Below are 25,673 nucleotides of genomic sequence, written 5' to 3'. Positions count from 1 at the left end.
CTGGCAATAGTGAAGTGTCAATGCTCCGGATTATTTAGATTTCGAGAACGTCTATGTTGGAGGCCGAACAGGACGCGTCGGCGTCTGGGAGGTTTCGATGTCGGATGCTCAGACCTATTCCAGCGATGTCGCCTTCACCCCGGCGGTGAAGCAGATCCAGACTCGCAAAGGCTCGCGCGAGGCCTATGCCGATGTGGAGGCGCACGGTGGTTGGCGGACCGAGATCGACGAGAACCTCGGCACGTTCCTCGCCAACACCAACAGCTTCTATCTCTCGACCGCCTCCGCGGACGGTCAGCCCTATATCCAGCATCGCGGCGGGCCGAAGGGGTTCATCAAGATCCTCGACAAGTCGACGATCGCGTTCGCCGACTACAGCGGCAACCGGCAGTTCATCACGCAGGGCAATCTCTCGGAGAATCCCAGGGCGCATATCTTCGTGATGGATTACGCGCATCGCCAACGCGTCAAGATCTGGGGCGAGGCGCGCGTGGTCGAGGACGATCCGGCGCTGACGCGGTCGTTGATGCCGCAGGGCTACAGGGCCCGGGCGGAGCAGGTGATCCTGTTCAGGATTGCCGCATGGGACACCAACTGCCCGCAGCACATTCCGCAGAAGTTCGATGCGGCCGATGTTGCGGCGGCACTCGCCGCGCGCGACGGACGGATCGCCGAACTCGAAGCCGAGCTGGCCGCATTGAAGGGCCAGCCCGCTCCGGTCACAACCAGCTAGGCGGCCTGCTGCTGCGGCGTCCAGACGAACTCCGGGTAATATTGCAGCATCATCCGCTCGACATAGGCTGTGAGGTTGCCGAATTTTTCGGTGCGCTCACGCAGGACTGAGTCGAAGAACGGCGTCAAAATGCCGGCGAGCGCACCGAACGCGGTGGCATCGGTGCCGCATGGCGAATTGCCGAACAGATAGGGCTTGTCGCCGAGTTGCACCGAGATCGCAAACAGCGAGCGTATCGCGAGATCGATATCATCGTCCGGCGCATGGCGGCCGAGGCCGCTCAGGAGATAGTTCTCGGCGACGCGGAACTGCGCGTCCTCGCGCAGCTTGTCGCGCATGTGATCGGGCGCGCCGTCGAAGAAGTGTGCCGGACCCTTGGCGAAATTGACATCGTCGACCCAGCGCGCGCCGACCAGCGCCCAGTAGACGTGGTGCTCGATCATCCGCTCGAACGCCCAGGCCTGTGCGCGGGCCTGCAGGCTCAGCGGCGCGTCGAAATCGAAACCGTATTTGCCCTCGATATGGGCGCGGATGAAAGTCGAATCGGCGACCGTTTCGCCGTCATCGATGATGAACGGCAGCTGGCCTTTCGGCGAGGCCGGCGGCATCGCCTTTTCCTTGCGATAATCGAGCCCGGCCATCCTGAGCTGGACCTCGGTCTTGGTCACGAAGGGGCTCATTTCCGGCAAGCCAAAGCCCGCGCCAAAACCGTACAACGTAATCATCGGAAGCTCCTGATTGCCTGAGATAGAGGTCGACGCTAGTGGCGCCCTGCTGCCAGCGTGGTGTCAGCAATAAGTACATTCGCGGTCATACGGGCCGAGCGGCGCGAGGCGGCGAACCGCCCCGCGCACCAGCCTGATCACCCGCGATCGCCCGTACGACCAGGCCGCGCTAACCGATTGCGCAAACGCCGCAATCAACGCCCAGCGCAGGTCGCCGGAGGTGGCATACACAGTCATCAACTGTTCCAGCGCGAAGGTCCGGGTCCGCTGGAAACCGAGTTCATCAAGATTCGTCATGGACAAATTCCCTTCACTTGAGGTGTTGTCCTGATATAGCCGCCCCCTGCTGCCAACATGCTGTCAGCAGCAGTGAGGTAGCTGACGGAAAAGACGACCGACGAGACCGACCATGCGACGCGCCGACCGGCTGTTTCAAATCATCCAGGTGCTCCGCCGCACCCGTAAGCCCTTGACGGCTGACGCGATCGCGGCCGAGCTCGAGACCTCGAAGCGCACCATCTATCGCGACATCGCGACCCTGATCGAGCAGCGGGTGCCGATTCGCGGCGAGGCCGGCATGGGCTACATCCTGGAGAAGGGATTCGACCTGCCGCCGTTGATGCTGACACCCGATGAGATCGAGGCCTGCGTGCTCGGCGCGCAATGGGTGATCGGCCATGCCGACCCTGCGCTGGCGCGCGCGGCCGAGGATCTGATGGCCAAGATCGCCGAGACCGTGCCCGACCGCCTGCGCCCGTTCGTGCTGGAGCCGGCGAGCCGCGCCCGCTCGGCCTGGAATCGCGAGCCGGACCGGATCGACATGGTCAAGACGCGCAGCCAGATTCATGAAGGCAAAAAAATCACGCTGAACTACCGCGACGAGCACGGCCGCAACACCGAGCGCACGATCTGGCCGATCGCGGTCGGCTATCACGAAGCGGTGCGGCTGCTCGCCGCCTTCTGCGAGCTGCGTAAGGATTTCCGCAGCTTCCGCACCGACCGCGTCATCACCGCCATCTATCACGACGACAAATATCCGGAGCGGCGCGACCTGCTCCGGGCGCGCTGGCGGCGCAGCATGGTGTGGGAAGCGCCGAAGGATACCTAATGGCGACGGAGCTCAATCAAGCGAGCGAGAGCCCGTGCCAGTCCTGCGGGGCGTGCTGCAGCTATTCGGCGAATTGGCCGCGCTTCACGGTCGAGGAAGACGCGCAGCTCGACCTGATCCCGGCAAGGTTCGTCAACGATCGGCAGTCGGGGATGCGCTGCGACGGCGACCGCTGTTCGGCGCTGTCAGGTAAGGTCGGTGAGGCAACGCGCTGCGAGGTCTACGCCGTGCGGCCGGACGTATGCCGGACCTGCATGCCCGGCGATGCCGAATGCGCGATGGCGCGGCGCCGCCACGGGCTGCCGCTGCTCCCCGCGTCCTAGGCGGTGACCGCTTCGGTCAGCTCTTCGTCGTCGAGCTCATCGACGATCGGCACGAAGGCCGAGAGCGGCTTGGTCGACAGCGTGATCGGCTTGCGGCCGCCATGCGACGACGAAGCCGAGCGGACCGGCTCGCGCGACAACGCGTAGAGCGTGGAACCGACGCGGCCGCCGAAATGGATCAGATCCCGTTCGGTGCAGCTGGTCGCGATCGCCAGCGCCAGCGCATGCAGATGGCTGCGCTTGTAGCAGAACAGCGCCAGCATGGCGCGGGCGTCGGGCGAGACATTGCCAACCAAAAGCGACAGGCCGTTGGGATTGGCGCGGTACATCTGTCCGAGCAGTTCATCACCGACCGGGCAGGCATCGTTCTCGAAGGCATTCTGGCTTGAAAACATTGCGGTTCTCCCTGTCCGGGAAAATGCAGCGCAATTCTCTAACGAAGGGTTAACCACCCATGTCAGTAGTCACCCGGGGTGCTTGCCAGCTGTGCGCGAATCGGAATCGCCAAAAAACTGATTCGGAAGCCTGGCCAGCCCTAATTCGCGGCCATGAAGATCGCCAGGGCGAAGCCGGTCAGGTGGTGCAGCGCCTGGTCGACGCCGATCAGGGTCCAGAACCAGGGGTGCCCGGACTCAAGCGTGACGTGGAAGCGCGAGGCGCAGATGCCCTTGGCGCGGTCGACGATGATGTGGATGACGAAGTCGACGAAGGCGACGTACCAGAACCGCGGCGCCACCACGAGAATCAGCGCCAGCGCCGTGGCGAGATGGACCAGGCAGTGCGCGAGCAGCGGCATCGCCCAGCCGGTCTTCTGATCCTTGCCGATCGCCATCCAGGCGTTCTGCAGCATGAAGTCGGCGATGATGTGCTTGGCGGTGAGAAGCAGCATCCATCCCACGAGGGCACCAACCGACACCGACGATGACATGGAGGGAAACAAGCTGACGTCCTTCGCTGGGATTTGAGTGGTCGCTTAAGTCGATCGATCAGGCCGTCAGCACGTCTCAAATCCGGCACTTCTTGCGGCACTTGGCAAAACTTGCGGCATTTATGACATTTCCAACGGCGGATTGCACCTCTGGGTGGTCTGAAAATCACATGATGTGCCCGCTCGGCGATCGCACTGCGACATCGCGGCACGGCGCGCCATAAGTTAACGTTACTCCGGCGGCGCCGTTTGCAATCACGCGGCAGCGCGATATGATTGCGGTCAAGCGGAAATTTTCTTTCTTTTATAGGCATTTACGAATTCACCGGGCAGTCGCCGCACCCGCGAGAGGCGTGGGCCGAAAGCCCCGGACAACGGGTTATGAGCCATGAGCGCTGAAGCCCCCAAATCGCCAGCATCCAAATCGCCTGAATCCAAGTCGTCTGAATCCAAGTCGCCTGCCGCCAAGCCCATGCCGCCGATGCCGAAGCCTCGCGCACGGGTGGTGAAGAGCAACCGCGCCCAGATCCTGATCTTCACGCTTCTCACTTTGCTGCTGTCGGCGGCAACCGTCTGGGGCGGCCGCGCCTGGCTGCGCAATTCGGAGACCATCGTGTTCGCGGTCGGCGCCCCCGGCGGCCCCGAGGCCAGGTTCGCCAACCGGCTCGCCACCGTGATCAAGAACAATTCGTCGCGGCTTCGGCTGAAGGTCGCGTCGAACCCCGACAACACCAAGGCGTTGCAGCAGTTCGAGCGCGGCAATGCCAATCTCGCCATCCTGCGCACCGACGCCAAGGTGCCGCCGCGCGCCCGAACGCTGGCGATCCTCGAGCACGACGTCGTGCTGGTGCTGAGCCCGGGCGGCAAGAAGATCAAGTCGGTCGCGGACCTCAAGAAGAAGAAGATCGCCGTGCTCGGCGACGGCGAGAACAGCGCCAATTTCGTCCGCACTGCGCTCGAGATTTCCGACAGCCCCGACGCCGCGCAGCGCGTGCAGCTCGCCTCGCCCGGCACCTCCCTCGACAGACTGTTCGCCTCCGGCTTCGGCGCGGTGGTCGCGATCGAGCACGCCTCGAAGATCATGAAGGACAAGACCTACGAGCAATACGCCAAGCGAACCGGCTTCACGCTGAACGGGATCGATTCGGCCAAGGCGCTGGCCCGCAAATATCCGGCAATCTCGGAGGAAACCGTCTCGACCGGCATGCTGTCGTCCTCGCCCGCGATCCCCGACGACGACGTCGACACGATCGGGCTGGAGTGGCTGCTGGTGGCGCAATCGCGGATGTCGACCACGACCGCGGCCGAGCTCGCCCGCCTGATCTACGAGAACAAGTCCGAGCTCGCGCTCGACGACGGCTTCGCCTCCAAGATCGAGCCTGCCGCGACCGACAAGGACGCCTTCGTCGTCGCCCATCAGGGCGCGGCCGAATACATCAACGACGACACCAAGTCGTTCATGGATCGCTACAGCGACGTGATGTATCTCGGCGCCGGTGCGCTCAGCATCATCGGCTCGATCTTCGCCGCGCTCTACACCAAGGTCACCCGCGTCGCGCCGGAGCGGGCGAGCGAGCTCGCCGGGCGGATCCTCGACGTCGGCGAGCGCATGGAGCACGCGATGTGCCTCGACCATCTCGACGAGCTGCAGGACGAGCTCGAGACGATCCTGCGCCATGCGGTGGTCGGCCTGCGCGACGGCACCATCAACAGCGACGGGCTCGACACCTTCAAGCTCGGCTATGAGCTGGTCCGCGACGAGATCGCGATGCGCCGGGATCACCTGATCCGCCATCCGCCAGTCGAGGCTGATGACAGCACCGACAGCAATGTCGTGGTGGTGAAGACCGCGCAGAGCGCGTGAGCCGGATCATGTGGACGACCCGCGCGGTGTCACGCCGGCGGTCCTCGCGCTCTCCCGCCGCGTCTCATAGCTGACGGCGACGTGGCCGCAGGATTCAGCCGCCCGCTCCAGCCATTGAATCGATTGATCGACCCAGTAGTCGCGATTGGCCGGATCGGCCTCCGCCTGTTCGCGGCACGCCGACGCCTGGGCGAGGCACGCTGTCCTGCGGTCCATGGGCCGCCCTCACTTCGGGGATTGCAGGCCGGACGAGGTTGCCCAGCCTTCGAGATGAGCCCGCGTCTCGTTCAGGCTTGCTTCTCTCAAGAGCGCATCGCGTCGTGGTCCATTCGGCAGCCGCCGCGCCTTCGTCCGCGCGTCGTCCGCCGCCTTCTTCAACCGCGCATCGACGACGGGCGGCTCGCGTCTGTATGGGGTATTGGCAGTGGCCATTGCTCGCCTCCATTCCTGCCATGTTGCAGGAATGATCCGCCTCCAACCCAGGCGCGTCCTTAACCTGTGACATCAGCGGAGTGCGTTTCGCGATGAATATTTCCGTGAGCGCACGGGAACCGCCGCGCGTGCAGGTGCGAAGACGCGGGTGGCTTTCTGGTACAAGTGTCAAACAACGGTGTCAAAAGCCGTAGCGTACTGGGTCGCCCGGTCCTTGTGCGCAATCGCGCACAGGCCGGGCGATGACAGCTGAAGTGAGGATGCAGTTTTGCATTCTCGCGACATGATGTGCCCGAGTCTTTCACTTCGTTCCGCCCTCTCTCGATACCGAGGGCGCAGGGAAGACCGGGTGCACGCCGCACCCGCGGTCTCGCGCGCAATGGATAGAGAGATTGCGCACGCGAGCATACAGGTTCGGCGGAGGCATCCCGGCCTTCCCTGCGCGATGGTTTTACGGCTTATACGTGCTCTCTCCGGCGAGACCATGCTGGTTTGTCACCGTCGTCCATGAGGGCATCGGCCTCTCACGAATTTGCCACCTGCGTCGGGGCGGCAAGACCACACGACTTCGCCGTCCGCCGCATGTGCGCAACGCCTGTCGCACACTCAGCGTCCACCGCATCTGCACCCACGTTCCTGACGTTCGCGAAACGCCCCTCGTGTCGGGTGAGACGGGCGGATCATAGGCTGATTTGCCATTCCGATAAAGCGAATTATTTCTGCGTAAACGACTGGACAGCCCAAATCATATTGAGATCGTTCGACAAATTCGATTTTTGGCGCAGATGCCGATCCGAGGCCGGCCGCTCACAACGGTCAGGATCAAAGACTTGTCGAGCCACGAGCGCCGTTGCTGCGCGTGCGACTGGCGCCATCGCAACGACCAGCGCTACCCCGTAAGCCCCGGCACCAGATCTCCACCGATTTCGACCTTCATCGTCGAGCTCGAGAGGTCGCCCTCGAAGGGCTGGCAGCGACCGCCGAGATGTTTTGCGAGGAATGCTTCCGCTACCGCGTAGAAGGCGAAGCGATTGACCGGCCGGACGAAACCGTGACCTTCGTCGCGGAAAGTAATGTAAGTCACCGGGGCGTTGCGGCTCTTCAGAGCGTCGACCATCTGTTGCGATTCCGCCGCCACCACGCGGACATCTTTCAAACCCTGAGCGATCAGGATCGGCTTGGTGGCTCGCTCGAGATGGTTGAGCGGCGACCGCTCGGCCAAAAGCGCGCGGCCGTCATCGGTGTCCGGATTGCCCAGCCGGTTCTTCCAGATGCTGAACCAAGGCTGCCAGTATGGCGGGATCGTCGCCATGAAGGTCTGCAGATTGGAAATGCCGAAGAGGTCGACGATGCAGGCAAACACATCCGGCGTCTTGGTCGCCGCCATCAGCGCCGAATAGCCGCCATAGCTGCCGCCGAAGAAGCCGACCCGCGCGGGATCCGCAAAGCCTTGTCCGACCGCCCAATCGACTGCGTCGATCAGGTCGTCGTGCATGCGTCCGCCCCATTCGTGGTCCGCCACGGTGACGAACGCCTTGCCATAACCGGTCGAGCCGCGATAGTTCACGCTGAGCACCGCGTAGCCGCGATTGGCGAGCCACTGATGCACCGAACTGAAGCCCCAGGAATCGCGTGCATAGGGACCGCCGTGGATCACCAGCACCAGCGGAACCTTACCGGCGGCGGCTTGAATCGGGCGCGTCAGATAACCGTTGAGACGAAGCCCATCGCGCGTCGGAAACGTCACCGCCTCCAGCGGCTGCAGCTTGAGCCCGTCCAGCTTCTTGCGCTGCTTGAACAACGGCCGTACCTGGCGGGTCTCGCGGTCGAGCAGCACGAATTCGCCGCTCTTGTCGTCGCGCTCGAAAAAGGCGGACAGCACCTTGTTGCCATAGCTGCGGCCGCCAAAATAGACGTCACCCGAGGCGTAGTTTGAGAGGTCCGAAAGATCCTGCACGGTGCCGGGATCGACCGTGTGCCAGCGTCCGCGCTCCTTCGCGGCGCGCGCCGCCAGCGGCCGGCGCGCGAAGAAGCTGACATTCGTGATATCGGCCTCGTCGTCGGACGCGAGCAGCGTCTTTTTCTTCGTCGCCATGTCCACCGCAACCAATGCGGCCTTGTCGCGCCCGCTCGTGTCGATCATGTAGAGCGTCTTGCCGTCGCCGCTGAACTCCAGCAGCTCGGTGCCGTCGGTGTCGCCGATCGGAAATTTCATGAAAGGCGACCAGGTGCCGCTGGCGTGCCGTTCGAACACTTCCGCCGAGCCGTCGGCGGCGTAGCGAACGCCGAGCCGCAGCTCGAAGTCGCCATCGCAGACGAACCAGGCATACTCCCTGTTCTCGTAGAGCAGCTCACTCGAGCCGTTCAGCACGCTGACCCGATAGAGATCGAAATAGCGCTTGTCGCGGCCGTTGTGCGCCAGGAGCACGTCAGTCGCAAACTTGCGGTCCATCTGTACCAAATGAGACTTTACGCCCTGCGCCGGCGACAGCGCGGTGACGGCGTTGTTGCGAATATTGACACTGGAGGCCCGCCAGTTCTCGTCGCCGTCATGCTCCTGGAAGAAGATGATATGGCTGTTGGTCTGCGCCCAGCGATAGAACGGAGCGACATTGCGATCGGTGATGCGGGTCACGGGCCGTGCGGAGGCGAGGTCGTCGATCCGCGCCACGAACAGGTTACGGACGCCGTCAACCGGCGCGAGCCAGGACAAGTGCCAACCGTCCGGGCTGACGGTCAAGCTGCCATAGTCGGGATCGTCGAACAGCACCCGGCGGGCGATCAGCTCGGCTTCGGCCGCATGCGCGCATCGGGGACGGGAAAACGGCAACGCCGCCGTGAAAGCGGCGGCGGATTTCATGAAGAAACGACGATCGATCGGGGCGACGAACACGAGAGGTCTCCCTTGCTGCGGTGGCTTGATATCCGATCTGCGGACGTGCCCCCTGCGATAGCGCCGACGCGTTCAAGCGTGGGTTGACGATCAGGCTAGACGAGGCTGCCACATCACGCAATGGTTGCAGTTATAGCCATGCACGCGCAATTGTTTCTGATCGGACATGAAACAAGCAGCCCCTGCCGACCGGGACCCCACCAGAGACATCACCAAATAGATGCCAAACCCCGCCTTCTCGACAGCAAAGCCAAGGGCCGCAAAGCGGATTAGCCGTAGGCATAATCCGCCGGCCGACGCGGCGAAGAACGGCGGATTATGCTCACATCCGCCTATGCGATCTCCGTCGCAATCTTCGCAGCATGGCGATGGACACTGCGATAGGCACCGTACGGGCTTGCCGCGACATCATCCACGCCGCGCCGTTCGAAAGTCGGAGTAGGCGGACCCGCTCTCAATTCTCGAAAAGATCAGATCAGTCTCGCGTCGCCGTCGTCGCCAAGGCCATTGTTCAGCCGCTCGATGAACTTCACCTTCTTCTCATGCCGCACACGCATCTCGGCGAGGCGACGGTCGAAATCATTCTGGCTCCCCTCTTCGCCGGCCAGGACCTGAAGATCGGACAGCAGACCTATGGCGTTGTCGTAGCCGGTCGGGTTGCGCCGTTCGATCTCCTGCTCGATCTCGCGCCAGACGCTGGCGGCGCCACGTTGCTTGAGACGATCAATCCGCGCGCGACGGGCTTTTTCCGCTGCCGCCGCCTGGCGCCGCCGCTCGGCCTCCCGACGTTTGGCTTCGGCGCGGTCCCGCGCTTCCGCGATTTCCCTCGCCAGGATTCGCAACGAACCGGCCGTGCGGCGTGCGGTCGGCGTCGAGCTCTTTTGGCGAAGCCTGTTCTTCAGCTCCGCGGCGACGTGGCCTTCGCCATCGACGACGCGGAGCAGCAGGTCGGTCTTTTCGGCTTCGGGAATGGCCGCGATGAGCTTGCGCAGCGCGTCCTTGGACTGCGCAGCATCGCTCGCCCCCGACTGGGCTGCCGCCGCGACGAGATCGGGGTCAATTCCGAAAAAATCGGCAAAGGCCTCGAGCGCGCCGGTCAGCGGAGCGATGCCCGGCAGCGGCTCGATTGCATCGTCAGGAAGCGACTCGTCCTGAACTGCAGTCAGCCACACCAGATAGAACATCCGGAAGTCGCCCGAGAGGACGTCGGCACGCAGCGGCGCAAGCGCGGCCAACTGACCATCAGGCCAGTCGTCGTCATCGACATCCGCTTCCTCACGGCAAAGATCGACGATCAGATTGTCGCCGGACGTCGACGCGCCGACCCAGTCGATCTCGCCAAGGAAAGGCTCGAGATCCGTACGGCTCACCAATCGCGTCGGCACGCGCAGCATCAGGCGCCGCGCGTTCCAGTTCGCGAAATACAGATGAAGGTCGAACCAGCGCTTCATGAACTCGCTCGGATCGCCTTTGAGATCACCCCATTCGTAGTGATTGACGAAGCTCGTCGAAGTGATGCGCGCGCGTTCGGAAATCGATCGCAACGCGGCCTGCGCAGCCTTGTCGAGAGGCCGATCGATCGCCAGAAACTCGTAGTATTGATATTCGCTCACGAGGGACTGGTCCTTGGAACAGAGGTCGATAGCGCATCGCCGATTGGCCGCGGAAGCAAGGTAATACAGTTTGTTCGGCTTATTCCACCCTATCCACATCGCCACGGGTGCTTGCGTGGTGGATCTCCGGCAGGATGGTCACTGCGCCAGGTGAAACCGAATCCGCTCGACGATCTTCGTCGCCTCCATCGCATCGGGGAAATGATCGAGATACTCGCCGTTGCGGTCGAGCAGGTAGGCGATGGCGGTGTGCGCGATCTGGTAGCCGTCGGGATCGGCGGGATCGGATTTGCGCTGCGCGAAGATCCGGAAGCATCGTTTCGCATCGTCGATGGCGGCGTCCGGACCGGTCAGGCCCAGGAAACGCGGGTAGTCCGCCTCCAGATAGGCCTTCATTTTTTCCGGCGTGTCGCGGGCCGGATCGACCGTGATGTAGAGCGGCGTGATCTGCCCGGCGGCTTCATCACCGAGCGCATCGAGAACGCCGGACAGTTTGGCCAGCGCGCGCGGGCACACCACGCGGCATGAGGTGAAGCCGAAATAGACCAGTTGGAAAGCCCCGTGAAAATCCGTCTCGCTGACCTCGTTGCCGAAATGGTCGGTCAGCGTGAAGGTCGGGTGGTCCGGTGCGCCTACCATGCAAGGACGAGGCTGGTGCGGCGCGACATGTCGAAGCGCATTTCCAGCCGATCGCCCTCGACGCTCACGCGCGGCGCATCGCTGCCGTCATGGATCACCTCGGGCATGCCGTTCTGCACGGCATTGTCGAAGGCGAGGCAGGCGTCGACCCGGCCTGCGCAGGGTTCAAGCGTCAGCGCCAGCATGCGCCGCTCCGCGTCATAGCTCGCGCGGCGCACATCGATGCCCTTCGAGAGCGACGCCAGCGCAGGTGCGGCGAAATGGGCGTCGGTCAGCGGGCCCTCGAACAGTTTTCGCAAGCCATCCTTCACATTGAGCCGCGCATAGCCGAGCAGCACATTGCCGGTGTGCGGATCCATCACGGACAGGCGCCCCTGCGCGTCGAAATGCTCATCGCGACGCGGATAATAATAGGCGCCGTTTTCGCGCACCGGATTCATGAACCGGTCGGCGTAACCGAGCAGACGGGCGAGCGTTGTCTCGTCGCCGACTTCCGCGGCTGCGACCGCGGCCCAGCCGTGATCGCGCGCAGAGATGATCGGCGACATGTCGAGCTTGCGCTGGACGGCGGGCCGGATCCACAACGTGTCGTGCGGCGCTTCGATCGCCCAGCGCGCGATGTGCGCGGGAAAGCGCTCGGCGACCAGCTCGGGCTTCCAGGCGTGCATGAGGGCTGCGAGCCAGAAATCGACCCAGGGCGCATCGGGCGGCGTCACCACGACGCGCTCCTGCTCCATCACCATCATGTTGAAGTGGCCGCTCTCGGTGAGCACGCCGAAATCCGCCCAGGCCTTGTCGTAACCGTCCATCACTTCGGATGCATGCGAGGTGCCGTAGACCAAATCATGCATGCGAAAGCCGATGATCGCAGGCTGATTGCAGATCTGGAAAACGCAGTTCGGCTCGCAGGCGATGCCGAGGAAGCCGCGTTCGACCATGCTCCAGTAGAGATGCTCGTTGAGCGAGCGCTCGTCATAGGGAAAACGCAGGCTGCCATCGCCCCAGAACATCGACGATACGGCGAAGGTCAAGGCGCCGTCCTTCGCGTAGCGGGCGTCGCGGAAGAGATAGTGGTACATCAGCGCCATCGACTGGATGTAGGCGCTGTACATGATGTTGTCCTTGCCCACCGGATTCCATTGCGCGGGCAGCTCACCCTGGCTGCGATTGATCGGACCGTTGCCGGTGCTGACATAGTGCCAATAGGCCCAGACGTCCGGTGACAGCATCTTTTCGATCAACTGCGCGAAGGGCTTTTTGAACAGGCCCGGCGCCGCCGGCAGGCGATGCACATGGGCAAGCGCCAGCGCATAGCTCATATAGGCGAGCTGGAAACGGAGTCCGCCGAAATCCTCCTGCATCGTGGTCGGGCCCTGCATGCCCGACCAGTCATCCGGAAGCTGATCGGCCAGATTCAACATGCGGCGCAACGCGCCAAGCTGGAGGGCATCGAGCTCGGGAAGCTGCTCGGCCCATTGCAGCGGAGCGGCAGCAGGCGCGACTGAGATCGCGGACATCAGCGTCTCCTCTCGATGGCGAGCGTGACCAAGGCCTGCATGCTCGGCAATTGCCGAGCGTCTTGTCCGTCCACTTCAAATTATACATATTTTGTCATTATGAACGTATCTTGTCAAATCAAACTGGAGGTGCTTCCAATACAGGGACAACTTTCTTGCGGAATCGGCATGAACAGGCGGCAGGAGATCGGGGCTGAGCGCCGCGAGCGCACGCGGCAGAAACTGCTGGCCGCCAGCGCGCGCGTGATCGCGGAGCTCGGGGAGGCCAGGGCCAATATCGACGATTTCATTCAAGCGGCCGGCGTCTCGCGCGGCACCTTCTACAACCATTATTCGACGCGGAAGGAGCTGCTCGACGATCTCTGGGCGTCGATCGGCCGCGCTCCTTTCTTTCAAATTCAGCGCGCGTGCGAAGGCCTGACAGATCCCGCCGAGCGGCTCGCGACCGAGGCACGGCTCGTGTTCGCCTGTGCCGCCCGGAACGAGGCGTGGGGATGGCTGGTCTACTCCATGTCTGGCGACAGCGAGGCGATCTCGGAGGATCTTCTGCAATATCCCAGGCCCGATCTCGAGATCGGCCGCGAGCAGGGCCGCTTCCGGTTCGACGATCTCTTCGCAGCGCGCGATCTCGTCGTCGGCTCGGTCCGTTCGGGCCTGCGCGCCGTTCTGCAGGAGGCCCGTTCGACGCGCTATGGCGATGCCCTGTGCGTGATGCTGCTCAAGGCGCTCTCGATCGACGATGACGAAGCACGTGAGATCGTCGCGCGCCCGATGCCCGAGCTCATCGCGCAGGTCTCCGCGAATTGACGTCTCGCCAGGAGCGGCTACTTCGCCTGCCGATGCGAGCTACTGAGGTCCGTCGGCGCCTGGTGCGAGCGGTAGTAGTCGACGCCGAGCTTGACGCTCCAGGTGCCACACAGCAGGGCTCCCGCAAGGCACAGCGCCACAAAGGCCAGATCACGCTTGTTCATGCCGCGGGCCCCTGCCCCCGTCGTTGGATCGAACCACCGTAGCAGATTCGCCTGCCGCGGCGGCGCCTCACGCCCACGGTTGCCGGCGAATCCAGGGCCCGACATTTGCACTTTGTTTGGACTTTCCGGGTTGAGTAGCCTCAATTTCATTTCTGGTCATTGCCATGGACGACAGCGTTCAAGTCCACTGCACAAGGTGCAAATCCGTCTTCCGCGAGCGGGCGGCGCGGCTGCGGGGCGGCTATTCCAGGCAATGCCCGACCTGCGAGGTCATCCTGTTCTTCGAGGATTATTCGCCGGACACCAATATCAAGCGCGCCATGACGACGGCACGCCGGATCCGGAAGGAGCTCCGTGAGCTCGAAGTGGCGTCGCTAGCCGGGACGGGCTCCGCCGGCACCTCCCGCTCATTCGCCGGGCGGCGGCAAAGCGCCGGCCGAGAAGAAGGCGAGGACGAGGACTAGGCGTATGCCTTGCCCTGTGCCGTCACGGCACATGCGCCGGCAGCGGAAACGCGATCGTGCAGTTGAACCCGTCGGGCTCGAACCGGCGCGTCACCTCGGCATTGAGATTGTCGCGCAGGAGACGCTGCAACAGCGCGGTGCCAAATCCCTCGCGTGATGGCACGACCGCGCGCCCCTGCATGCCGCGCTCGACCCAATCCAGCACCAGCCAGGACACCGCGCCGCGCGGCTCCAGCCGCCACCGCACCTCGACCCGGCCAAGCCGGCTGGTGAAGGCGCCGTGCTCGACGGCGTTGGTCGCAAGCTCGTGGAAGGCGAGCCCCATGCTTTCCGCCGCCTTGGCGTCGAGCCGCAATTGCGGACCGTCGAGCGTGAAGTGCTCGCCCTCGTGCGCGGCACAGCCGAGCAGCGCGTCGAACACCAGCTCGGCGAGATCGAAGCCGGCCAGCGGGTCGCGGTGGATCGCGGCCTTGATCCGGGAGAGCGCCGCGATGCGGCCATCCAGATGATTGGCGAAGTCCTGCACCGTCTTGCTGCTCTCGGCGGTCCGCTGCACGAGGACGCGGATCACCGCCAGCGTGTTGCGCACGCGGTGCTGCAACTCCCAGAGCAGGGCTTGCTGCCGGTCGGCGGCGTGCTTGAGCGCGCTGATGTCCTGCCCGATGCAGCCGATGCGCGTGACATGGCCGTGCTCGTCGTGCATCGGGAAGGCGCTGTGACGCAGCCACCGCGTTGCGCCATCGGCGGCGCGGCGGATGCGGCACTCGAACACAGCCCGCTCCCCATCGCAGACCCGGCCAATGTGGCCGAGCGCCTGCTGTCGATCATCCTCCAGGATGAACTCGGCCCATTGGATCCAATCCTGCCCGGCAAGCGCAGTGTCGCGCGGCGCGCCGAACACCTGCTCGAACGCCGGACTCAGGTACTCCCATTGCAGGGTATCGGCGTTGCGAATCCAGAGCACGTCCGTCGAGATTTCGCCAAAGCAGGCGAAGCGCGCCTCGGCCTCGCGCAAGGCGCGGGCAAGATCGACCTGATCCAGGCTGTTCTGCGGAGATCCGCTGCCTGACGCCGGCGGGCCATCACGTTCATCGTCACCGCCAGGTGTGTTCTCGGGCATCGCCAAATCCCTGGTCCAGGAGTGGAATGGCAGGGAGGCCCTACGGCCGACTACCGTCTATTCGTTGGCATCGAGCTGCCGGCCCTCATGCTCCATGTGCAGATAGTTCGGGTTGAACAATCCGGCCTGCATCAGGCGGCCGAGATCCGGCACGACAAGTGTTTTTCCTTTGAGAACAATAAGATCGGCGGCGCGAAGTTCCTGCAGGGTGCGGTTGACATGCACTTTCGACAGCCCGGTCGCATCAGCAAGGTCCGCCTGCGTCAACGGGAAGTCACAGCCCTCGCCATTGGTGAGGCCGCCCAGCCGCAGCCGCAGGAAAATCTCGCACAGCAGATGGGCCATGCGTTCCGACGCGGTGCGTTGCCCGAGATTCATGGTCCATTCGCGCTGGATCGCGGCGTTGACCAGGGTTTCCCACCAGAAGGCGGTGACGATGCGGGGATGACCGGCGGCGACGGTGTCGAAAAATTCGCGCGAGAGGTCGGCGACCGAGACCGGCGTGATGGTGCCGATCGAGTGATCCATCTCGCGCAGGATGAAGATGTTCACGTCGCAGATGTCGCCGGGCAGGAAGAACGCCACCACCTGGCGGCGGCCGTCTTCCAGCTGCTTGTAGCGGCAGGCCCAGCCGGCGAGGATCAGATGCACGTCCCTCGGCTTGTCGCCCTCGCGCACGATGTCGACGCGCGCCGGAAGGTGGCGCACCCGCTCTGCGGCCGCACGGCCGAGGATGGCATGGTCGGTCGGCGACAGCCGTACGAACTGCTCTAATTTCCGAATTAGCGACGCCAACGACATCAGTCTCCCCGCGTGTTCATCGGGTAACCGTCGGCCGGATTTCAATAACGTATGTTAGATTCCACGCGTATCGCTTCACGACACAGCTCAGCAATTCGCCGGAGAGACCGGATGCGGTCGCTCCGGGGCAGCCTGTTGCGGCTTCGCTGAAGGGCCAACGTTCCAGCTGACGGTCAGCTCTGGAATTAACCTATGAGAACGCCTGCGACCGGCGCGGGGTTCCTGTTGACCGCCTGCAGCATCGCACAAATCGGACGCGCTGCAGACGCGCCACAGCCGCCGGATTCAAGCCGCACGATCACATAGGTTAGTGCGCGATGCGCTCCGTTCCGTAAAGCTCGGCTTCCTTGGGGAACGGCGCATGGCGGACTATCGGGTTTACGTTCTGGATGTGAGCGGACACATCACGGATCGGCTCGACCTCGACTGCGCAGACGACGCGGAGGCCGTCAAGGTCGCGCGTCGACGGCTCAGCGATCCCGATATCGAGGTCTGGCAGGGCACGCGCATGGTCGCGAAATTCTCCAACGACACGAGCCCGACCTGACCGGGTTCCGCATATCTCAGGTTAGCGACGCAAGCCGCGCGTTGGTTCAGACTCGCGGCGCTCATCCGATTCGACGCCGAGGGGCGCCAATGTCCTTGTTCGAAAAAGCCTGTCTCGTGCTGACCGCCACCGGCTTCATCGTGCTTGCGACGGCGGCCAGCGCTTTCATGTTGCGTGCTCCGTTCTAGACCACCGGCACGCCGTAGTAGTCATTGACCGCACGCGTCCTGCCGGTATCGCTCCAATTCCAGTCGCGATCACTGCCGTATCTCGGAGCGCCGCGAAGCTGCGTCTCGGTGACGCCGGTGACGTAGCCGCCGAGCCGCGTGTCGTATTTCAGCGACTGCCAGGGCAGCGGATAGTGATCATTGCCGAGGCCGAGGATGCCGCCGAAGCCGAGCACCGCGTAGGACACGCGGCCAGAAACCTTGTCGATCATCACGCGCTCGATCGAACCGATCTTGCTCTCGTCCGCGCCGTAGACCGCGGTGCCTTCGACCTTGTCGCTGCCGATCAGATTGCCGATTTCCTTGTCGTCCATCGCCATGTGGCTCTCCCTTGGTTGGTGTCGTGGAAGGGCAACAGGCGCTCGATGCGATCGTTCCAGCGGCATTTCGCTTGCGCCGGCATCAGCCGGTCGGCGCATCGCCCTTGTTGTCGGGCACCATGCCGGAGCCCGGCGTCTTCTCGGCATCGCTGAGCCCGGGATCGCGCGTCGCTTCGCGCGAGACAGACTTGTTCGGATCGGCCTTGTGCACAGTCTGCGCGCGCCGCTTGTCGGCCGGCTGTTCCTGGCCCTTGTCGTCCCTGACGATACCGTGCTGCGAATGCACCATGTGCGGTTCTCCCTGGCTTGAAACGACGAGGGCCCCGACGACAAAATTCGCCGGGGCCCTTCACCGGAGTGGTCCGCTGCTCTCGGGGGGCAAACAGCGGACGCGTTGGGTTACGCATGGCCGCGGCATTCGTTCCTCACCTCACGCGCGCGTTTTTGCCGCGCCTGCGCTGTCATAGGTTAACGACGCGCCGCAGGAACCCGCCTAGCATTCGTGCTCTTATCGGGAGACGGCAGTGCCCAACAAGAAGAAGCGCAACCGAATCCGGCCAGCCGGATCGTTTGAAGATCGCCTGCAGAAATTCGCCACCCAGGTCCGGATCGAGGCGCGCCGCCTGCCGCCGGGACGTGAGCGTGAGGCGTTGATGCGTAAAGCACGACAGACCGAGACCGTGATGGAGGTCAGCGAACTGCTGACGCTCCACAAATAGCCGCAAGACATACGCAAGACATCACAGCCGCCGGGAGAGCTTGCGATGATCAAGGAACAGTTCGATTCGCGCACCCTCGCCGCGATGGACATGGCACTCGACCAGATCTGCCAGGCGATGCCGCACGGCGAGGAACATGCCACCCGCAAATACGTTGCCAGACACATCATCAAATGCGCCGAGAGCGGCAGGACGACGCTCACGGAACTGACCGCGGCAGGCCAGGACGCACTCGATAAAGCCGCGCTGGCGAAGCGAGCTGTCGCGGCGAAATGATCGGTCGAATGACCAGCCCTGTCGGCCTTGCGAGGGATTGATTCGCAGTGCAGCGATCACGACCCGCGAGGAACCGAGGCAGATCAACGTGCGACTTGCAATCAGCATCGGCCTGCTGGCCCTTCTCGCCGTCGTCGGCATCTACGCCTATGAAGGCATGGAACTGCCCGATGCGGCGGTACCGACCTATGGCTATGTCGTGTTCGGCGTCGCGACCGCCCTGCTCGCGATCGTCGGCGTCGCGCTGATGGGCCTGTTGTTCTATTCGAGCCGCCACGGCTACGACGACCCGCCGCGCTACGAGCGGTGAGCTTGTCGGGCGGAATCGGTAGGGTGGGCAAAGCGCTCACGCGGGCGGTATTTCCACACACGACATGAGAGCGTGCCCACCATCGCGAGCACGCCGTGGACGGTGGGCACGTCGCTTCGCTCCTTTGCCCACCCTACAAACGATCAGTTCGTCGCGACCGGCACCTTTGCGCGAATCTCCGCGATCTTGCGCTTCAGCGCGGCCTGCCGCGGGTCGGGCATCACGGCGACGCGGGCTTCCAAGATCGCGGCCGCGAGATCCGACAGCGCCAGTGCCCCGTCGAAGGTCGGCTTCGCCAGGCCGTCGATGATGGCGTGCCAATCGGCAATGCCCTGGCGGTAGGGATCGCCAAAACCCTGGATCATGGTCGCGGTCTCGATCACCGCCGTCGCGGCTTTCGGCTGCTTGGTCAGGCTGCGGTCGATCATGTGCAGCCAGCGCTCGACCCAGACCCGCTCGGAGGCATAGCGCACCGAGAACAGCCGCCAACGCTTCAGGCCCGCCTCCATCTTCAGCCGGCGCACGCTGAACGGACTGTTGGCGCTGAAGCGGATCGAGACGTTCTTGCGGACCCAGCCGAACTTCTCCAGCACGGCCAGCATGGGATCGGCGACGACCGCAGGCAGCGCGCCGACCATCTCGTCGACGCGGAATTTCTTGACGTCGTCGGCCGAGCGCGGCTGGAAGCGCCGCTGCGCCTCCTCGAGCTCGACCAGCTTCTGCTGCGCGAGCCTGATCGGATCCTGATAGGCCATGCGCTGCGCCATCAATTGCGCGATGTCGGCCAGCATCGCCTCGTCGACACCGCGGCGGCCGACGAAGCGCTTCAGGCGATCGACATAGAGCTTGGCGTAGGACACGCCCTGATAGTCGATCAACAGATGGATGGCGTCGCTGACGGCGGGCGCGAGCGCCGCCGGCAGCGCCTCGGGCAGCAGGGGCGGCGTATCGTCCTGCTCGCCGATGATGTCGGAGAACAGGTAACGCAGCGAAGCCAGCAGACCGTCGTCATCCGGCAATGCAGTGCCTCCGGTGCTCATGCGGGCTTCGGCTCGACCACCTGCGGGGCGGTGTGCTGGGCCAGCCGCTGCTCCAGGGTCGCGATGTTCTGGAACAGCCGGGCGCTGGCGAGCCGCAGGAAGTAGAAGCCGAAGGCCGGGTTCTGCACATAGAGCTGCTCGACCTGGTCATAGGTCACCGACAGCACCATGCCGCTCTCGATGCATTCCAGCGTCTGGGTGCGCGTGTTGGTCGGCGACAGCATGCCGAACTCGCCGACGATGGCGCCGACCGGCAGCTCGATGCCGGACTCGACCAGGCGGAAGCGGCCGGAGGTGATGTAGAACATGCTGTCGGCCTTCTCGTCCTTGTAGAACAGCACCTCGCCCGCCGTGCATTTCCGCTCGGTGGTGAACGGCTTCAGCCACTCCATCGACAGGTCGCTGTTGACCGACTTCTTCACGTCGCGGACCAGCTGCAGCATCTGGTGCAGGCGGTAGGTGTTCATCGGCAGCAGGATGGCGTGCAGGATCAGCGTCGCATAGTTGTGCGTCGGAATCGCAGTGACGATCAGCACGATGTTGGTCAGGATGGCGAAGACGCGTAGCGGGATCATGGTCCGCATCGACAGCGTCGCGACCACGAAGATCGACGCGAAGAAACTGCCGGCGGCGCCAGCGTGCTGTGCGAGGTGAGAGGTATCCATCGGAAACCAACCAATTTCTCAAGAAGTGAATGTCGCTCTATTAGTCGCCGATGCGCGGCCGCGGTCGCAAACACCGGCTTACATTCCTGATATACGGGGAAAACGCGACGTTTTGTCGGGATTCTCACGTTTGAGGGGTCAAATTCACTGACAGGCAGCGCCGGCATCCGACGAAGGGATGAAATCGGGCCGGGATTAATGTGCTGTGTGGGCTGCTTGCGTTGACGGCTTGCCCGCAGGCGGGCAGTTTGTGGCATTGGCCCCTGCAGCGGCAGGGCCGGTTTTGTCCATTTCAGCGACAGGCATTCCACGTCCGATGTCCCAGCGGCTCGCTCCTCCGGCCTTGACACAATTCGTGTCCGCCACCGCCGGCCGCAACATGACCCGTGTGGCCTATCTCGCGGTGACGCTCGGCGTCGCCATGATGGCGCTGCAGACGGTCGCGCCGGCCTATGAGGCGGCCCATCGCTGGGTCGACGCGCTGCTCTGGCTGTGCCTGGTCTATTTCATCTTCGAATGGCTGGTGCGGCTGCGCCACATGGCGCGGCAGGGCCGGCGGTCGGTCTATCTGCTGTCGAGCGCAGGCCTGATCGACACGGTCGGCGCGCTGGCGATCCCGGTCGCGCTCATCAGCGGCGTCGAGCCGCGCACGGCCTGGCTGCTCTGCATCCTCTGGGTGCTCAAGGTGGTGCCGGGCATTCCCGGCCTGCGCCAGTTGCGCCGCGTGCTGGTGCAGGAAAAAGGCCCGCTGCTCAGCGTGCTCGTGATCTTCCTGATGGTGGTGTTCCTGGCCTCGGTGGCCGAATATTTCCTCGAGCGCGACGTGCAGCCGCAGACCTTCGGCAGCGTCCCGGCCGCGCTGTGGTGGGCGGTGGTGACGCTGACCACGACCGGCTATGGCGACGTGGTGCCGATCACTCCGATGGGACGCGTGGTGGCGGCGATGGTGATGATCTCGGGCCTCGGCGTGTTCGGGCTGTGGACCGGTATTCTGGCCACCGGCTTCGCTGCCGAGACGCGGCGCGACAACTTTTTGAAGACGTGGGAAACCGTCAGCAAGGTACCGTTCTTCGAGAAGCTCGGCCCGTCCGCGATCGCCGACGTCACGCATATGCTGCGGACCATGGACCTGCCGCCGCGCACCATGATCATCCGCAAAGGCACCAGCGGCGACTGCATGTATTTCGTCGCCGCCGGCGAGGTCGCGGTGGAGCTGCCGGGCCGGCAGGTCAAGCTCGGCGAAGGCGCCTTCTTCGGCGAGATGGCGCTGCTCGGCAACGCCGTGCGCGGCGCCAATGTCACGACCACGAAGGTGACGCGGCTCCTGGTGCTCGACCTCGTCGACTTCCGCCTGCTGATGGCGCGGCACCCCGATCTCGCCAACACCATCGACGTCGAGGCCAGGCGGCGCGAGCAAGAAAACAAATAAGGAGGCCACCATGCCAGACGCGGCCGACACCGCCAGCGCGCCCGTGCTCGAAATCAGTGGCGCCCGCGCCACCATCCGCCTCAACCGGCCCAAACATCTCAACCGGCTGCAGGCCGAGGACCTCGGCGAACTGGTCAAACTGTTCGACCGCGTGGAAGCCGATCCGGCGATCCGCGTACTCGTGCTGACCGGCACCGGCCGCGCCTTCTCGGCCGGCTATGATCTCAATTCGGTCGCCGAGCGCGCGGTGAGCGCCAACGAGCAGCAGAGCGCGGGCTCGGCATTCGAGGTGGTGGTGAACCGGCTGGAGGATCTTTCCGTGCCGACGATCTGCCGGCTCAACGGCGGCGTCTATGGCGGCTCGACCGATCTGGCGCTGGCCTGTGACTTCCGGATCGGCGTCGACACCGCGGAGATGTTCATGCCGGCGGCGCGGCTGGGCTTGCATTACTACAAGGACGGCATCAAGCGCTACGTGACGCGGCTCGGCGCCGACAACGCCAAGATGCTGTTCCTGACGGCGCAGAAGATCACGGCACCGGAGATGCTGCGGATCGGTTACCTCACCGCGATGGTGGCGCCCGAATTTCTGGACGAGGAAGTCGACAAGCTCGCTGCGATTTTGGCCGGCAACGCGCCGAAGGCGATGGCGGGCATGAAGCGCGCCATCAACGAATTCGCCCGCGGCAAGCTCGACGAGGAAGCCGCCGATGCCCGTCACCGCGACAGCATGCGTGGGCCGGAGATCAAGGAAGGCATCAAGGCATTCGCCGAGAAGCGGCCGCCGAAGTTTTGAAGCGCGGCGTTCCCCACGCCCCGCTCGTGACAGCCGGGGCGACGCGCCGATGCGGGATCAGGCTGCGGCCTGCGAGCGGCGGAGCCATTCGTCGAGACCGATGCGGCCGAGGCGCGCCTCGCCAAGCGGCACGAGCGAAGTCTCCTCAACTTGGCCGCCGAAGTATCCGGCCTTGGGGTCGCTCACCACCTCACGCGGATCGCCGACGGCCTTCAGATAGCGGGCCACGATGTCGTTGAATGGCGCGCGTTCCGGACCGGCGATCTCGACGATGCCATTGCGCGGCGGCGCAAGCGCCACATCGGCAACGTTGGCAGCAACGTCATCCGACGCGATGGGCTGGAACAGGACGGGTGAGATCCGCACCCTGTTTGCATCCGCGCTTGAATCGGCGATGCCGCGAAGGAACTCCATGAACTGGGTCGCGCGGATGATGGTGTAGGGCATGCCGGAGGCCTCGATCAATTTCTCCTGGGCGAGCTTGGCGCGGAAATAGCCGTTGTCTGTCCGGTCGGTTGCGACGATGGATAATGCGACATGGTGCCGGACGCCCGCTGCGGATTCCACCGCAAGTAGGTTACGCCCGGAAGTCTCGAAAAATTCCAGCACCGCCTTGTCTTCCCATGAGGGCGCGTTGGCGAGGTCGATCACCACCTGCGCGCCGGCCACGGCGTCCTTGAGCCCTTCGCCGGTGATGGTGTTGACGCCTGACTTAGGCGAGGCGGCGACGACCTCGTGGCCGCCCTGGCGCAGAATGGCAACGGTCTTCGAGCCGATCAGGCCGGTGCCGCCGATCACGACGATCTTCATGGTCGATCCTCCATTGTCGTTGGACGCGCTTGGCTTGCAGGTTGCTTGAGGCAATCAATGAGCGCGCCGATCCACGCTGTTTCAGGCGTTGCTGCCCCGGACGAGACGCGTGATGACGCTCATCTCCTCGCGCTCCACAATACCATACAGCGCGGCTGTGTCGGAGGTCCGTCAATCGGTCAGCAAGACTGATCGATTTAAAACTCATTTCCGAGTTGGATCAGGCACGCCTTGACCGCATCGCGCGGACCTGTGTGAGTTCGGGATCCGCCGAAAGCGCCTGATAGCGCTTGCTGTCGACAGCGTAGATCGCGATGCGACCCTTGGCATCTGCATGCACGCCCCAGCCGAAGCGCTTGCCGAGCGGCGAGGCGCGCATGCAGGCCTGGCCTTTCGAGAAGAACGTCTCACGCGCGAGGCTGCGCTCATGCTTCGTCGCCTTGGCACCGAGCTCACGGCCCGGTGCCGAGGTCGCGAACACGACGTCGTCGGAGGTGTATTTGTAGGGTGATCCGGCGAGCATCGCGTACTGCAGCGTGGCAACGGTCGGATTGCCGCCGCGCGGCTGCGGCTCCTCACCGCTCCGCGCCGGGCAGTCCTCCGCGACGCGGATGAAGGTGTCGACGACATTGGTCGTGTGCAGCGCCCTGGTCATCGCCACTCTCTATCACACTCCCGCCGCGACGGCGTGCGCAGCGGCCATCTCGTCGTCCGCTGCGGAAATCCGCTGGTAGGCCGGGCGCGCGGCGATGCGTTCGGCGAAGCGAACGAAGACGTCCCTCTTCGGCACCAGGCCGAACATCATGGTCCAGTTCAACGCCATGCCCCAGAGGATGTCGGCCGCGGTGATCTCCTCGCCGAACAGATACGGCCCCTTCGCGAGCTGCGTCTCCAGCGCGCCCAGCATGGTGTCGAAATCGGCATAGGGCGACTGCGTGACCGGCGCGGGCTCGCGCTTCATGAATTTGTCGATCACGGCTGGCTCGAACGACGCGCCGTAATAGGCGGTCCAGCGCAGATACGGCCCGCGCCTGGGATCATCGAGCGCGGGGGTCAGCCCGGCCTGCGGGAATAAATCGGCCAGATAAATGAAGATCGCGACCTGCTCTGTCACCAGCCCGCCGCGGTGGCCGATGGCCGGCACCTTGCCGAGTGGATTGATGGCGAGATATTCGGGCTTCCGCTGCTCTCCGGCCTTCATGTTGAGGACGTGCAGATCATAGGGCGCGCCGAGTTCCTCCAGCAGCACGCGGGCGCCGGTGGCGCGGCTCTGCGGCGAGTAATACAGTGTGATGCGGTCGGTGGTGGTCATGACGGAACTCCGTGGGCTTCGAAGACACCGTGATACGCGCCTATACCTGACATCCTGTGTCAGGTATGATTTTGGGCATGCGCGCGAGCCGGCTTTTTTCGATCCTCACCACCCTGCAGGCCAAGGGGCAGGTCACCGCGGGCGCGCTCGCGGAGGCCTGCGAGGTCTCGGTGCGCACGATCTATCGCGACATCGATGCGCTCGCCGCCTCCGGCGTGCCCATCTATGCCGATCGCGGCGCCGAGGGCGGCTATCGCCTGCTCGACGGCTATCGGGTGCGGCTGAACGGATTGTCGCAGCCGGAGGCCGAGGCGCTGTTCATGGCGGGATTGCCGGGCCCCGCTGCCGCGCTCGGCCTCGATGCGGCGATGCTGGCGGCACAGACAAAACTGATGGCGGCGCTGCCGGAGAATCTGCGGCCGAACGCACGCGGCATGCAGCAGCGCTTCCATCTCGATGCGCCGAACTGGTTCGGCGAGAACGAGGAGCCGAAATACCTGCGCATGATCTCCAGCGCCGTGCTGCGCGAGACCATGATCGAGATCCGCTACCAGAGCTGGCGCGCCGAAAAGCGCCGCCGCGTCGCGCCGCTCGGCCTGGTGCTGAAGGGCGGCAGCTGGTATCTCGCCGGCCTCGTCGACGGCAGCGTGCGCACCTACCGCGTCGCGCGGGTGCTGGATTGCGCAGCGCTCGACAAGCCGTTCAAGCGGCCCGCCGATTTCGACCTCGCCGCCTATTGGCGCGCATCCACCGAACGGCTCGAAGCCGAGCTGCACCCGAACGAGGCGACGGTGCGGCTGTCGCCGTTCGGCCTGAAGCTGTTCGAGGCGCTGGGCCATCCCTATGTGAAGGCGCGGATGCGCCTCGCAAACGCCGATGCCGACGGCTGGCGCGTCGCCACCATGCCGGTCGGCAAGACGCTGTGGCATGCCGCGACCGAGTTGCTCCGCCTCGGCGCCGAAGCCGAGGTCCTGGCACCCGCCGATTTGCGCGCGAAGATGGCGGAGATGACAAGCGAGATGGCCGCGCGCTATGCGCCGGCGCCGCTTCGCGCGGTGGCAGGGCGCAAGCGCTGAGCGTCGTCCTCGCCG

33 protein-coding genes are annotated in these 25,673 nt (G+C 64.3%); 13 read left to right on the top strand and 20 right to left on the bottom strand.

The features are described from left to right. Positions 1 to 97: 97 nt before the first annotated feature. Positions 98 to 733 carry a pyridoxamine 5'-phosphate oxidase family protein gene (locus tag JQ604_RS28355; RefSeq protein WP_212363978.1) on the top strand — a complete coding sequence of 212 codons (636 nt, stop codon included), beginning with the start codon at positions 98 to 100 and terminating at the stop codon, positions 731 to 733. On the opposite strand, the gene JQ604_RS28350 is transcribed toward JQ604_RS28355, so the two are convergent. Beyond that, positions 730 to 1,458, bottom strand: a complete 729-nt coding sequence (locus tag JQ604_RS28350; protein ID WP_212363977.1) for a glutathione S-transferase family protein — start codon at positions 1,456 to 1,458, stop codon at positions 730 to 732. The two genes, JQ604_RS28355 and JQ604_RS28350, sit on opposite strands and share 4 nt — an antisense overlap. Positions 1,459 to 1,521: 63 nt before the next feature. After that, positions 1,522 to 1,755 carry a hypothetical protein gene (locus JQ604_RS28345; protein ID WP_212363976.1) on the bottom strand — a complete coding sequence of 78 codons (234 nt, stop codon included), beginning with the start codon at positions 1,753 to 1,755 and terminating at the stop codon, positions 1,522 to 1,524. A 112-nt stretch (positions 1,756 to 1,867) separates the two neighbouring features. On the opposite strand from JQ604_RS28345, the gene JQ604_RS28340 reads away from it, so the two are divergent. Together JQ604_RS28340 and JQ604_RS28335 are read left to right on the top strand one after the other, a co-directional pair. Next, on the top strand, positions 1,868 to 2,566 hold the full coding sequence (locus JQ604_RS28340; protein ID WP_212363975.1) for a helix-turn-helix transcriptional regulator: 699 nt from the start codon (positions 1,868 to 1,870) through the stop codon (positions 2,564 to 2,566). After that, on the top strand, positions 2,566 to 2,889 hold the full coding sequence (locus tag JQ604_RS28335; protein ID WP_212363974.1) for a YkgJ family cysteine cluster protein: 324 nt from the start codon (positions 2,566 to 2,568) through the stop codon (positions 2,887 to 2,889). The genes JQ604_RS28340 and JQ604_RS28335 overlap by 1 nt, the downstream gene beginning before the upstream one ends. Here the strand turns inward: JQ604_RS28335 and JQ604_RS28330 are convergent. Beyond that, the gene (locus tag JQ604_RS28330; protein WP_212363973.1) at positions 2,886 to 3,284 is read right to left on the bottom strand and encodes a hypothetical protein; all 399 of its coding nucleotides are present in this window, start codon (positions 3,282 to 3,284) and stop codon (positions 2,886 to 2,888) included. The two genes, JQ604_RS28335 and JQ604_RS28330, sit on opposite strands and share 4 nt — an antisense overlap. Before the next feature lie 140 nt (positions 3,285 to 3,424). Continuing rightward, positions 3,425 to 3,778 (bottom strand): DUF3307 domain-containing protein, encoded by a 354-nt coding sequence (locus JQ604_RS28325; protein WP_212363972.1) that lies wholly within the window; start codon positions 3,776 to 3,778, stop codon positions 3,425 to 3,427. Between the two features lie 511 nt (positions 3,779 to 4,289). Between JQ604_RS28325 and JQ604_RS28320 the strand changes: the two genes are divergently transcribed. Continuing rightward, positions 4,290 to 5,681, top strand: a complete 1,392-nt coding sequence (locus tag JQ604_RS28320; protein WP_212364067.1) for a TAXI family TRAP transporter solute-binding subunit — start codon at positions 4,290 to 4,292, stop codon at positions 5,679 to 5,681. Positions 5,682 to 5,687: 6 nt separating this feature from the next. Here JQ604_RS28320 and JQ604_RS28315 read toward each other — a convergent pair whose 3' ends face one another. From JQ604_RS28315 to JQ604_RS28290, 6 genes are all read right to left on the bottom strand, one after another. Continuing rightward, positions 5,688 to 5,897 (bottom strand): hypothetical protein, encoded by a 210-nt coding sequence (locus JQ604_RS28315; RefSeq protein ID WP_212363971.1) that lies wholly within the window; start codon positions 5,895 to 5,897, stop codon positions 5,688 to 5,690. A gap of 9 nt (positions 5,898 to 5,906) precedes the next feature. Next, positions 5,907 to 6,113 (bottom strand): hypothetical protein, encoded by a 207-nt coding sequence (locus JQ604_RS28310; RefSeq protein ID WP_212363970.1) that lies wholly within the window; start codon positions 6,111 to 6,113, stop codon positions 5,907 to 5,909. 889 nt (positions 6,114 to 7,002) lie between these two features. After that, a complete protein-coding gene (locus tag JQ604_RS42055; RefSeq protein WP_212363969.1) occupies positions 7,003 to 9,006 on the bottom strand; it encodes a S9 family peptidase in 2,004 nt (667 codons plus the stop codon). A 470-nt stretch (positions 9,007 to 9,476) separates the two neighbouring features. Beyond that, complete coding sequence (locus tag JQ604_RS28300) at positions 9,477 to 10,619, bottom strand: hypothetical protein (protein ID WP_212364066.1); 1,143 nt, start codon at positions 10,617 to 10,619, stop codon at positions 9,477 to 9,479. Between the two features lie 138 nt (positions 10,620 to 10,757). After that, complete coding sequence (locus JQ604_RS28295) at positions 10,758 to 11,258, bottom strand: SCO family protein (protein ID WP_212363968.1); 501 nt, start codon at positions 11,256 to 11,258, stop codon at positions 10,758 to 10,760. Then, complete coding sequence (locus tag JQ604_RS28290) at positions 11,252 to 12,775, bottom strand: hypothetical protein (RefSeq protein WP_212363967.1); 1,524 nt, start codon at positions 12,773 to 12,775, stop codon at positions 11,252 to 11,254. Before JQ604_RS28290 ends, JQ604_RS28295 begins: the two co-directional genes overlap by 7 nt. A gap of 168 nt (positions 12,776 to 12,943) precedes the next feature. On the opposite strand from JQ604_RS28290, the gene JQ604_RS28285 reads away from it, so the two are divergent. Next, a complete protein-coding gene (locus tag JQ604_RS28285; protein WP_212363966.1) occupies positions 12,944 to 13,582 on the top strand; it encodes a TetR/AcrR family transcriptional regulator in 639 nt (212 codons plus the stop codon). A gap of 17 nt (positions 13,583 to 13,599) precedes the next feature. On the opposite strand, the gene JQ604_RS28280 is transcribed toward JQ604_RS28285, so the two are convergent. Then, a complete protein-coding gene (locus JQ604_RS28280; RefSeq protein WP_212363965.1) occupies positions 13,600 to 13,746 on the bottom strand; it encodes a hypothetical protein in 147 nt (48 codons plus the stop codon). 164 nt (positions 13,747 to 13,910) lie between these two features. On the opposite strand from JQ604_RS28280, the gene JQ604_RS28275 reads away from it, so the two are divergent. After that, on the top strand, positions 13,911 to 14,210 hold the full coding sequence (locus JQ604_RS28275; RefSeq protein ID WP_212363964.1) for a hypothetical protein: 300 nt from the start codon (positions 13,911 to 13,913) through the stop codon (positions 14,208 to 14,210). A 22-nt stretch (positions 14,211 to 14,232) separates the two neighbouring features. Here JQ604_RS28275 and JQ604_RS28270 read toward each other — a convergent pair whose 3' ends face one another. Next, positions 14,233 to 15,330 carry a sensor histidine kinase gene (locus tag JQ604_RS28270; protein ID WP_212363963.1) on the bottom strand — a complete coding sequence of 366 codons (1,098 nt, stop codon included), beginning with the start codon at positions 15,328 to 15,330 and terminating at the stop codon, positions 14,233 to 14,235. 57 nt (positions 15,331 to 15,387) lie between these two features. Beyond that, positions 15,388 to 16,125, bottom strand: a complete 738-nt coding sequence (locus JQ604_RS28265) for a Crp/Fnr family transcriptional regulator (RefSeq protein WP_212363962.1) — start codon at positions 16,123 to 16,125, stop codon at positions 15,388 to 15,390. 367 nt (positions 16,126 to 16,492) lie between these two features. Here JQ604_RS28265 and JQ604_RS28260 point away from each other — a divergent pair, with 367 nt between their 5' ends. Beyond that, positions 16,493 to 16,678 (top strand): hypothetical protein, encoded by a 186-nt coding sequence (locus JQ604_RS28260; RefSeq protein ID WP_212363961.1) that lies wholly within the window; start codon positions 16,493 to 16,495, stop codon positions 16,676 to 16,678. A gap of 184 nt (positions 16,679 to 16,862) precedes the next feature. Here the strand turns inward: JQ604_RS28260 and JQ604_RS28255 are convergent, their stop codons facing one another. Together JQ604_RS28255 and JQ604_RS28250 are read right to left on the bottom strand one after the other, a co-directional pair. Then, the gene (locus JQ604_RS28255; RefSeq protein WP_212363960.1) at positions 16,863 to 17,225 is read right to left on the bottom strand and encodes a PRC-barrel domain-containing protein; all 363 of its coding nucleotides are present in this window, start codon (positions 17,223 to 17,225) and stop codon (positions 16,863 to 16,865) included. Between the two features lie 82 nt (positions 17,226 to 17,307). Next, positions 17,308 to 17,514, bottom strand: a complete 207-nt coding sequence (locus tag JQ604_RS28250) for a hypothetical protein (protein ID WP_212363959.1) — start codon at positions 17,512 to 17,514, stop codon at positions 17,308 to 17,310. Positions 17,515 to 17,749: 235 nt separating this feature from the next. Here JQ604_RS28250 and JQ604_RS28245 point away from each other — a divergent pair, with 235 nt between their 5' ends. From JQ604_RS28245 to JQ604_RS28235, 3 genes are all read left to right on the top strand, one after another. Beyond that, entirely contained in the window at positions 17,750 to 17,944 is a 195-nt protein-coding gene (locus JQ604_RS28245; protein ID WP_212363958.1) for a hypothetical protein, read from the top strand. Positions 17,945 to 17,989: 45 nt separating this feature from the next. Continuing rightward, on the top strand, positions 17,990 to 18,220 hold the full coding sequence (locus JQ604_RS28240) for a hypothetical protein (RefSeq protein WP_212363957.1): 231 nt from the start codon (positions 17,990 to 17,992) through the stop codon (positions 18,218 to 18,220). 88 nt (positions 18,221 to 18,308) lie between these two features. Further along, positions 18,309 to 18,530 (top strand): hypothetical protein, encoded by a 222-nt coding sequence (locus tag JQ604_RS28235; protein WP_212363956.1) that lies wholly within the window; start codon positions 18,309 to 18,311, stop codon positions 18,528 to 18,530. A gap of 143 nt (positions 18,531 to 18,673) precedes the next feature. On the opposite strand, the gene JQ604_RS28230 is transcribed toward JQ604_RS28235, so the two are convergent. Both JQ604_RS28230 and JQ604_RS28225 read right to left on the bottom strand, forming a co-directional pair. Further along, entirely contained in the window at positions 18,674 to 19,570 is an 897-nt protein-coding gene (locus JQ604_RS28230; RefSeq protein WP_212363955.1) for a DUF6537 domain-containing protein, read from the bottom strand. Then, positions 19,567 to 20,235, bottom strand: coding sequence for a Crp/Fnr family transcriptional regulator (locus JQ604_RS28225; RefSeq protein ID WP_212363954.1), 669 nt, complete (start codon positions 20,233 to 20,235; stop codon positions 19,567 to 19,569). Before JQ604_RS28225 ends, JQ604_RS28230 begins: the two co-directional genes overlap by 4 nt. 316 nt (positions 20,236 to 20,551) lie before the next feature. Here JQ604_RS28225 and JQ604_RS28220 point away from each other — a divergent pair, with 316 nt between their 5' ends. Both JQ604_RS28220 and JQ604_RS28215 read left to right on the top strand, forming a co-directional pair. After that, entirely contained in the window at positions 20,552 to 21,664 is a 1,113-nt protein-coding gene (locus tag JQ604_RS28220) for a cyclic nucleotide-gated ion channel (protein ID WP_212363953.1), read from the top strand. 10 nt (positions 21,665 to 21,674) lie between these two features. Beyond that, positions 21,675 to 22,460, top strand: a complete 786-nt coding sequence (locus tag JQ604_RS28215) for an enoyl-CoA hydratase/isomerase family protein (protein ID WP_212363952.1) — start codon at positions 21,675 to 21,677, stop codon at positions 22,458 to 22,460. A gap of 57 nt (positions 22,461 to 22,517) precedes the next feature. Here the strand turns inward: JQ604_RS28215 and JQ604_RS28210 are convergent, their stop codons facing one another. From JQ604_RS28210 to JQ604_RS28200, 3 genes are all read right to left on the bottom strand, one after another. Next, entirely contained in the window at positions 22,518 to 23,270 is a 753-nt protein-coding gene (locus JQ604_RS28210) for an SDR family oxidoreductase (protein WP_212363951.1), read from the bottom strand. A gap of 220 nt (positions 23,271 to 23,490) precedes the next feature. Continuing rightward, complete coding sequence (locus tag JQ604_RS28205; protein ID WP_212363950.1) at positions 23,491 to 23,925, bottom strand: DUF6157 family protein; 435 nt, start codon at positions 23,923 to 23,925, stop codon at positions 23,491 to 23,493. Positions 23,926 to 23,937: 12 nt separating this feature from the next. Next, entirely contained in the window at positions 23,938 to 24,582 is a 645-nt protein-coding gene (locus JQ604_RS28200; RefSeq protein ID WP_212363949.1) for a glutathione S-transferase family protein, read from the bottom strand. A gap of 77 nt (positions 24,583 to 24,659) precedes the next feature. On the opposite strand from JQ604_RS28200, the gene JQ604_RS28195 reads away from it, so the two are divergent. Then, complete coding sequence (locus JQ604_RS28195) at positions 24,660 to 25,658, top strand: helix-turn-helix transcriptional regulator (protein ID WP_212363948.1); 999 nt, start codon at positions 24,660 to 24,662, stop codon at positions 25,656 to 25,658. The last annotated feature ends 15 nt before the right edge of the window (positions 25,659 to 25,673 follow it).

It is taken from the genome of Bradyrhizobium jicamae (assembly GCF_018130695.1).
Taxonomy (GTDB): domain Bacteria; phylum Pseudomonadota; class Alphaproteobacteria; order Rhizobiales; family Xanthobacteraceae; genus Bradyrhizobium; species Bradyrhizobium jicamae_B.
This window is presented reverse-complemented; position numbering and strand designations above follow the sequence as displayed.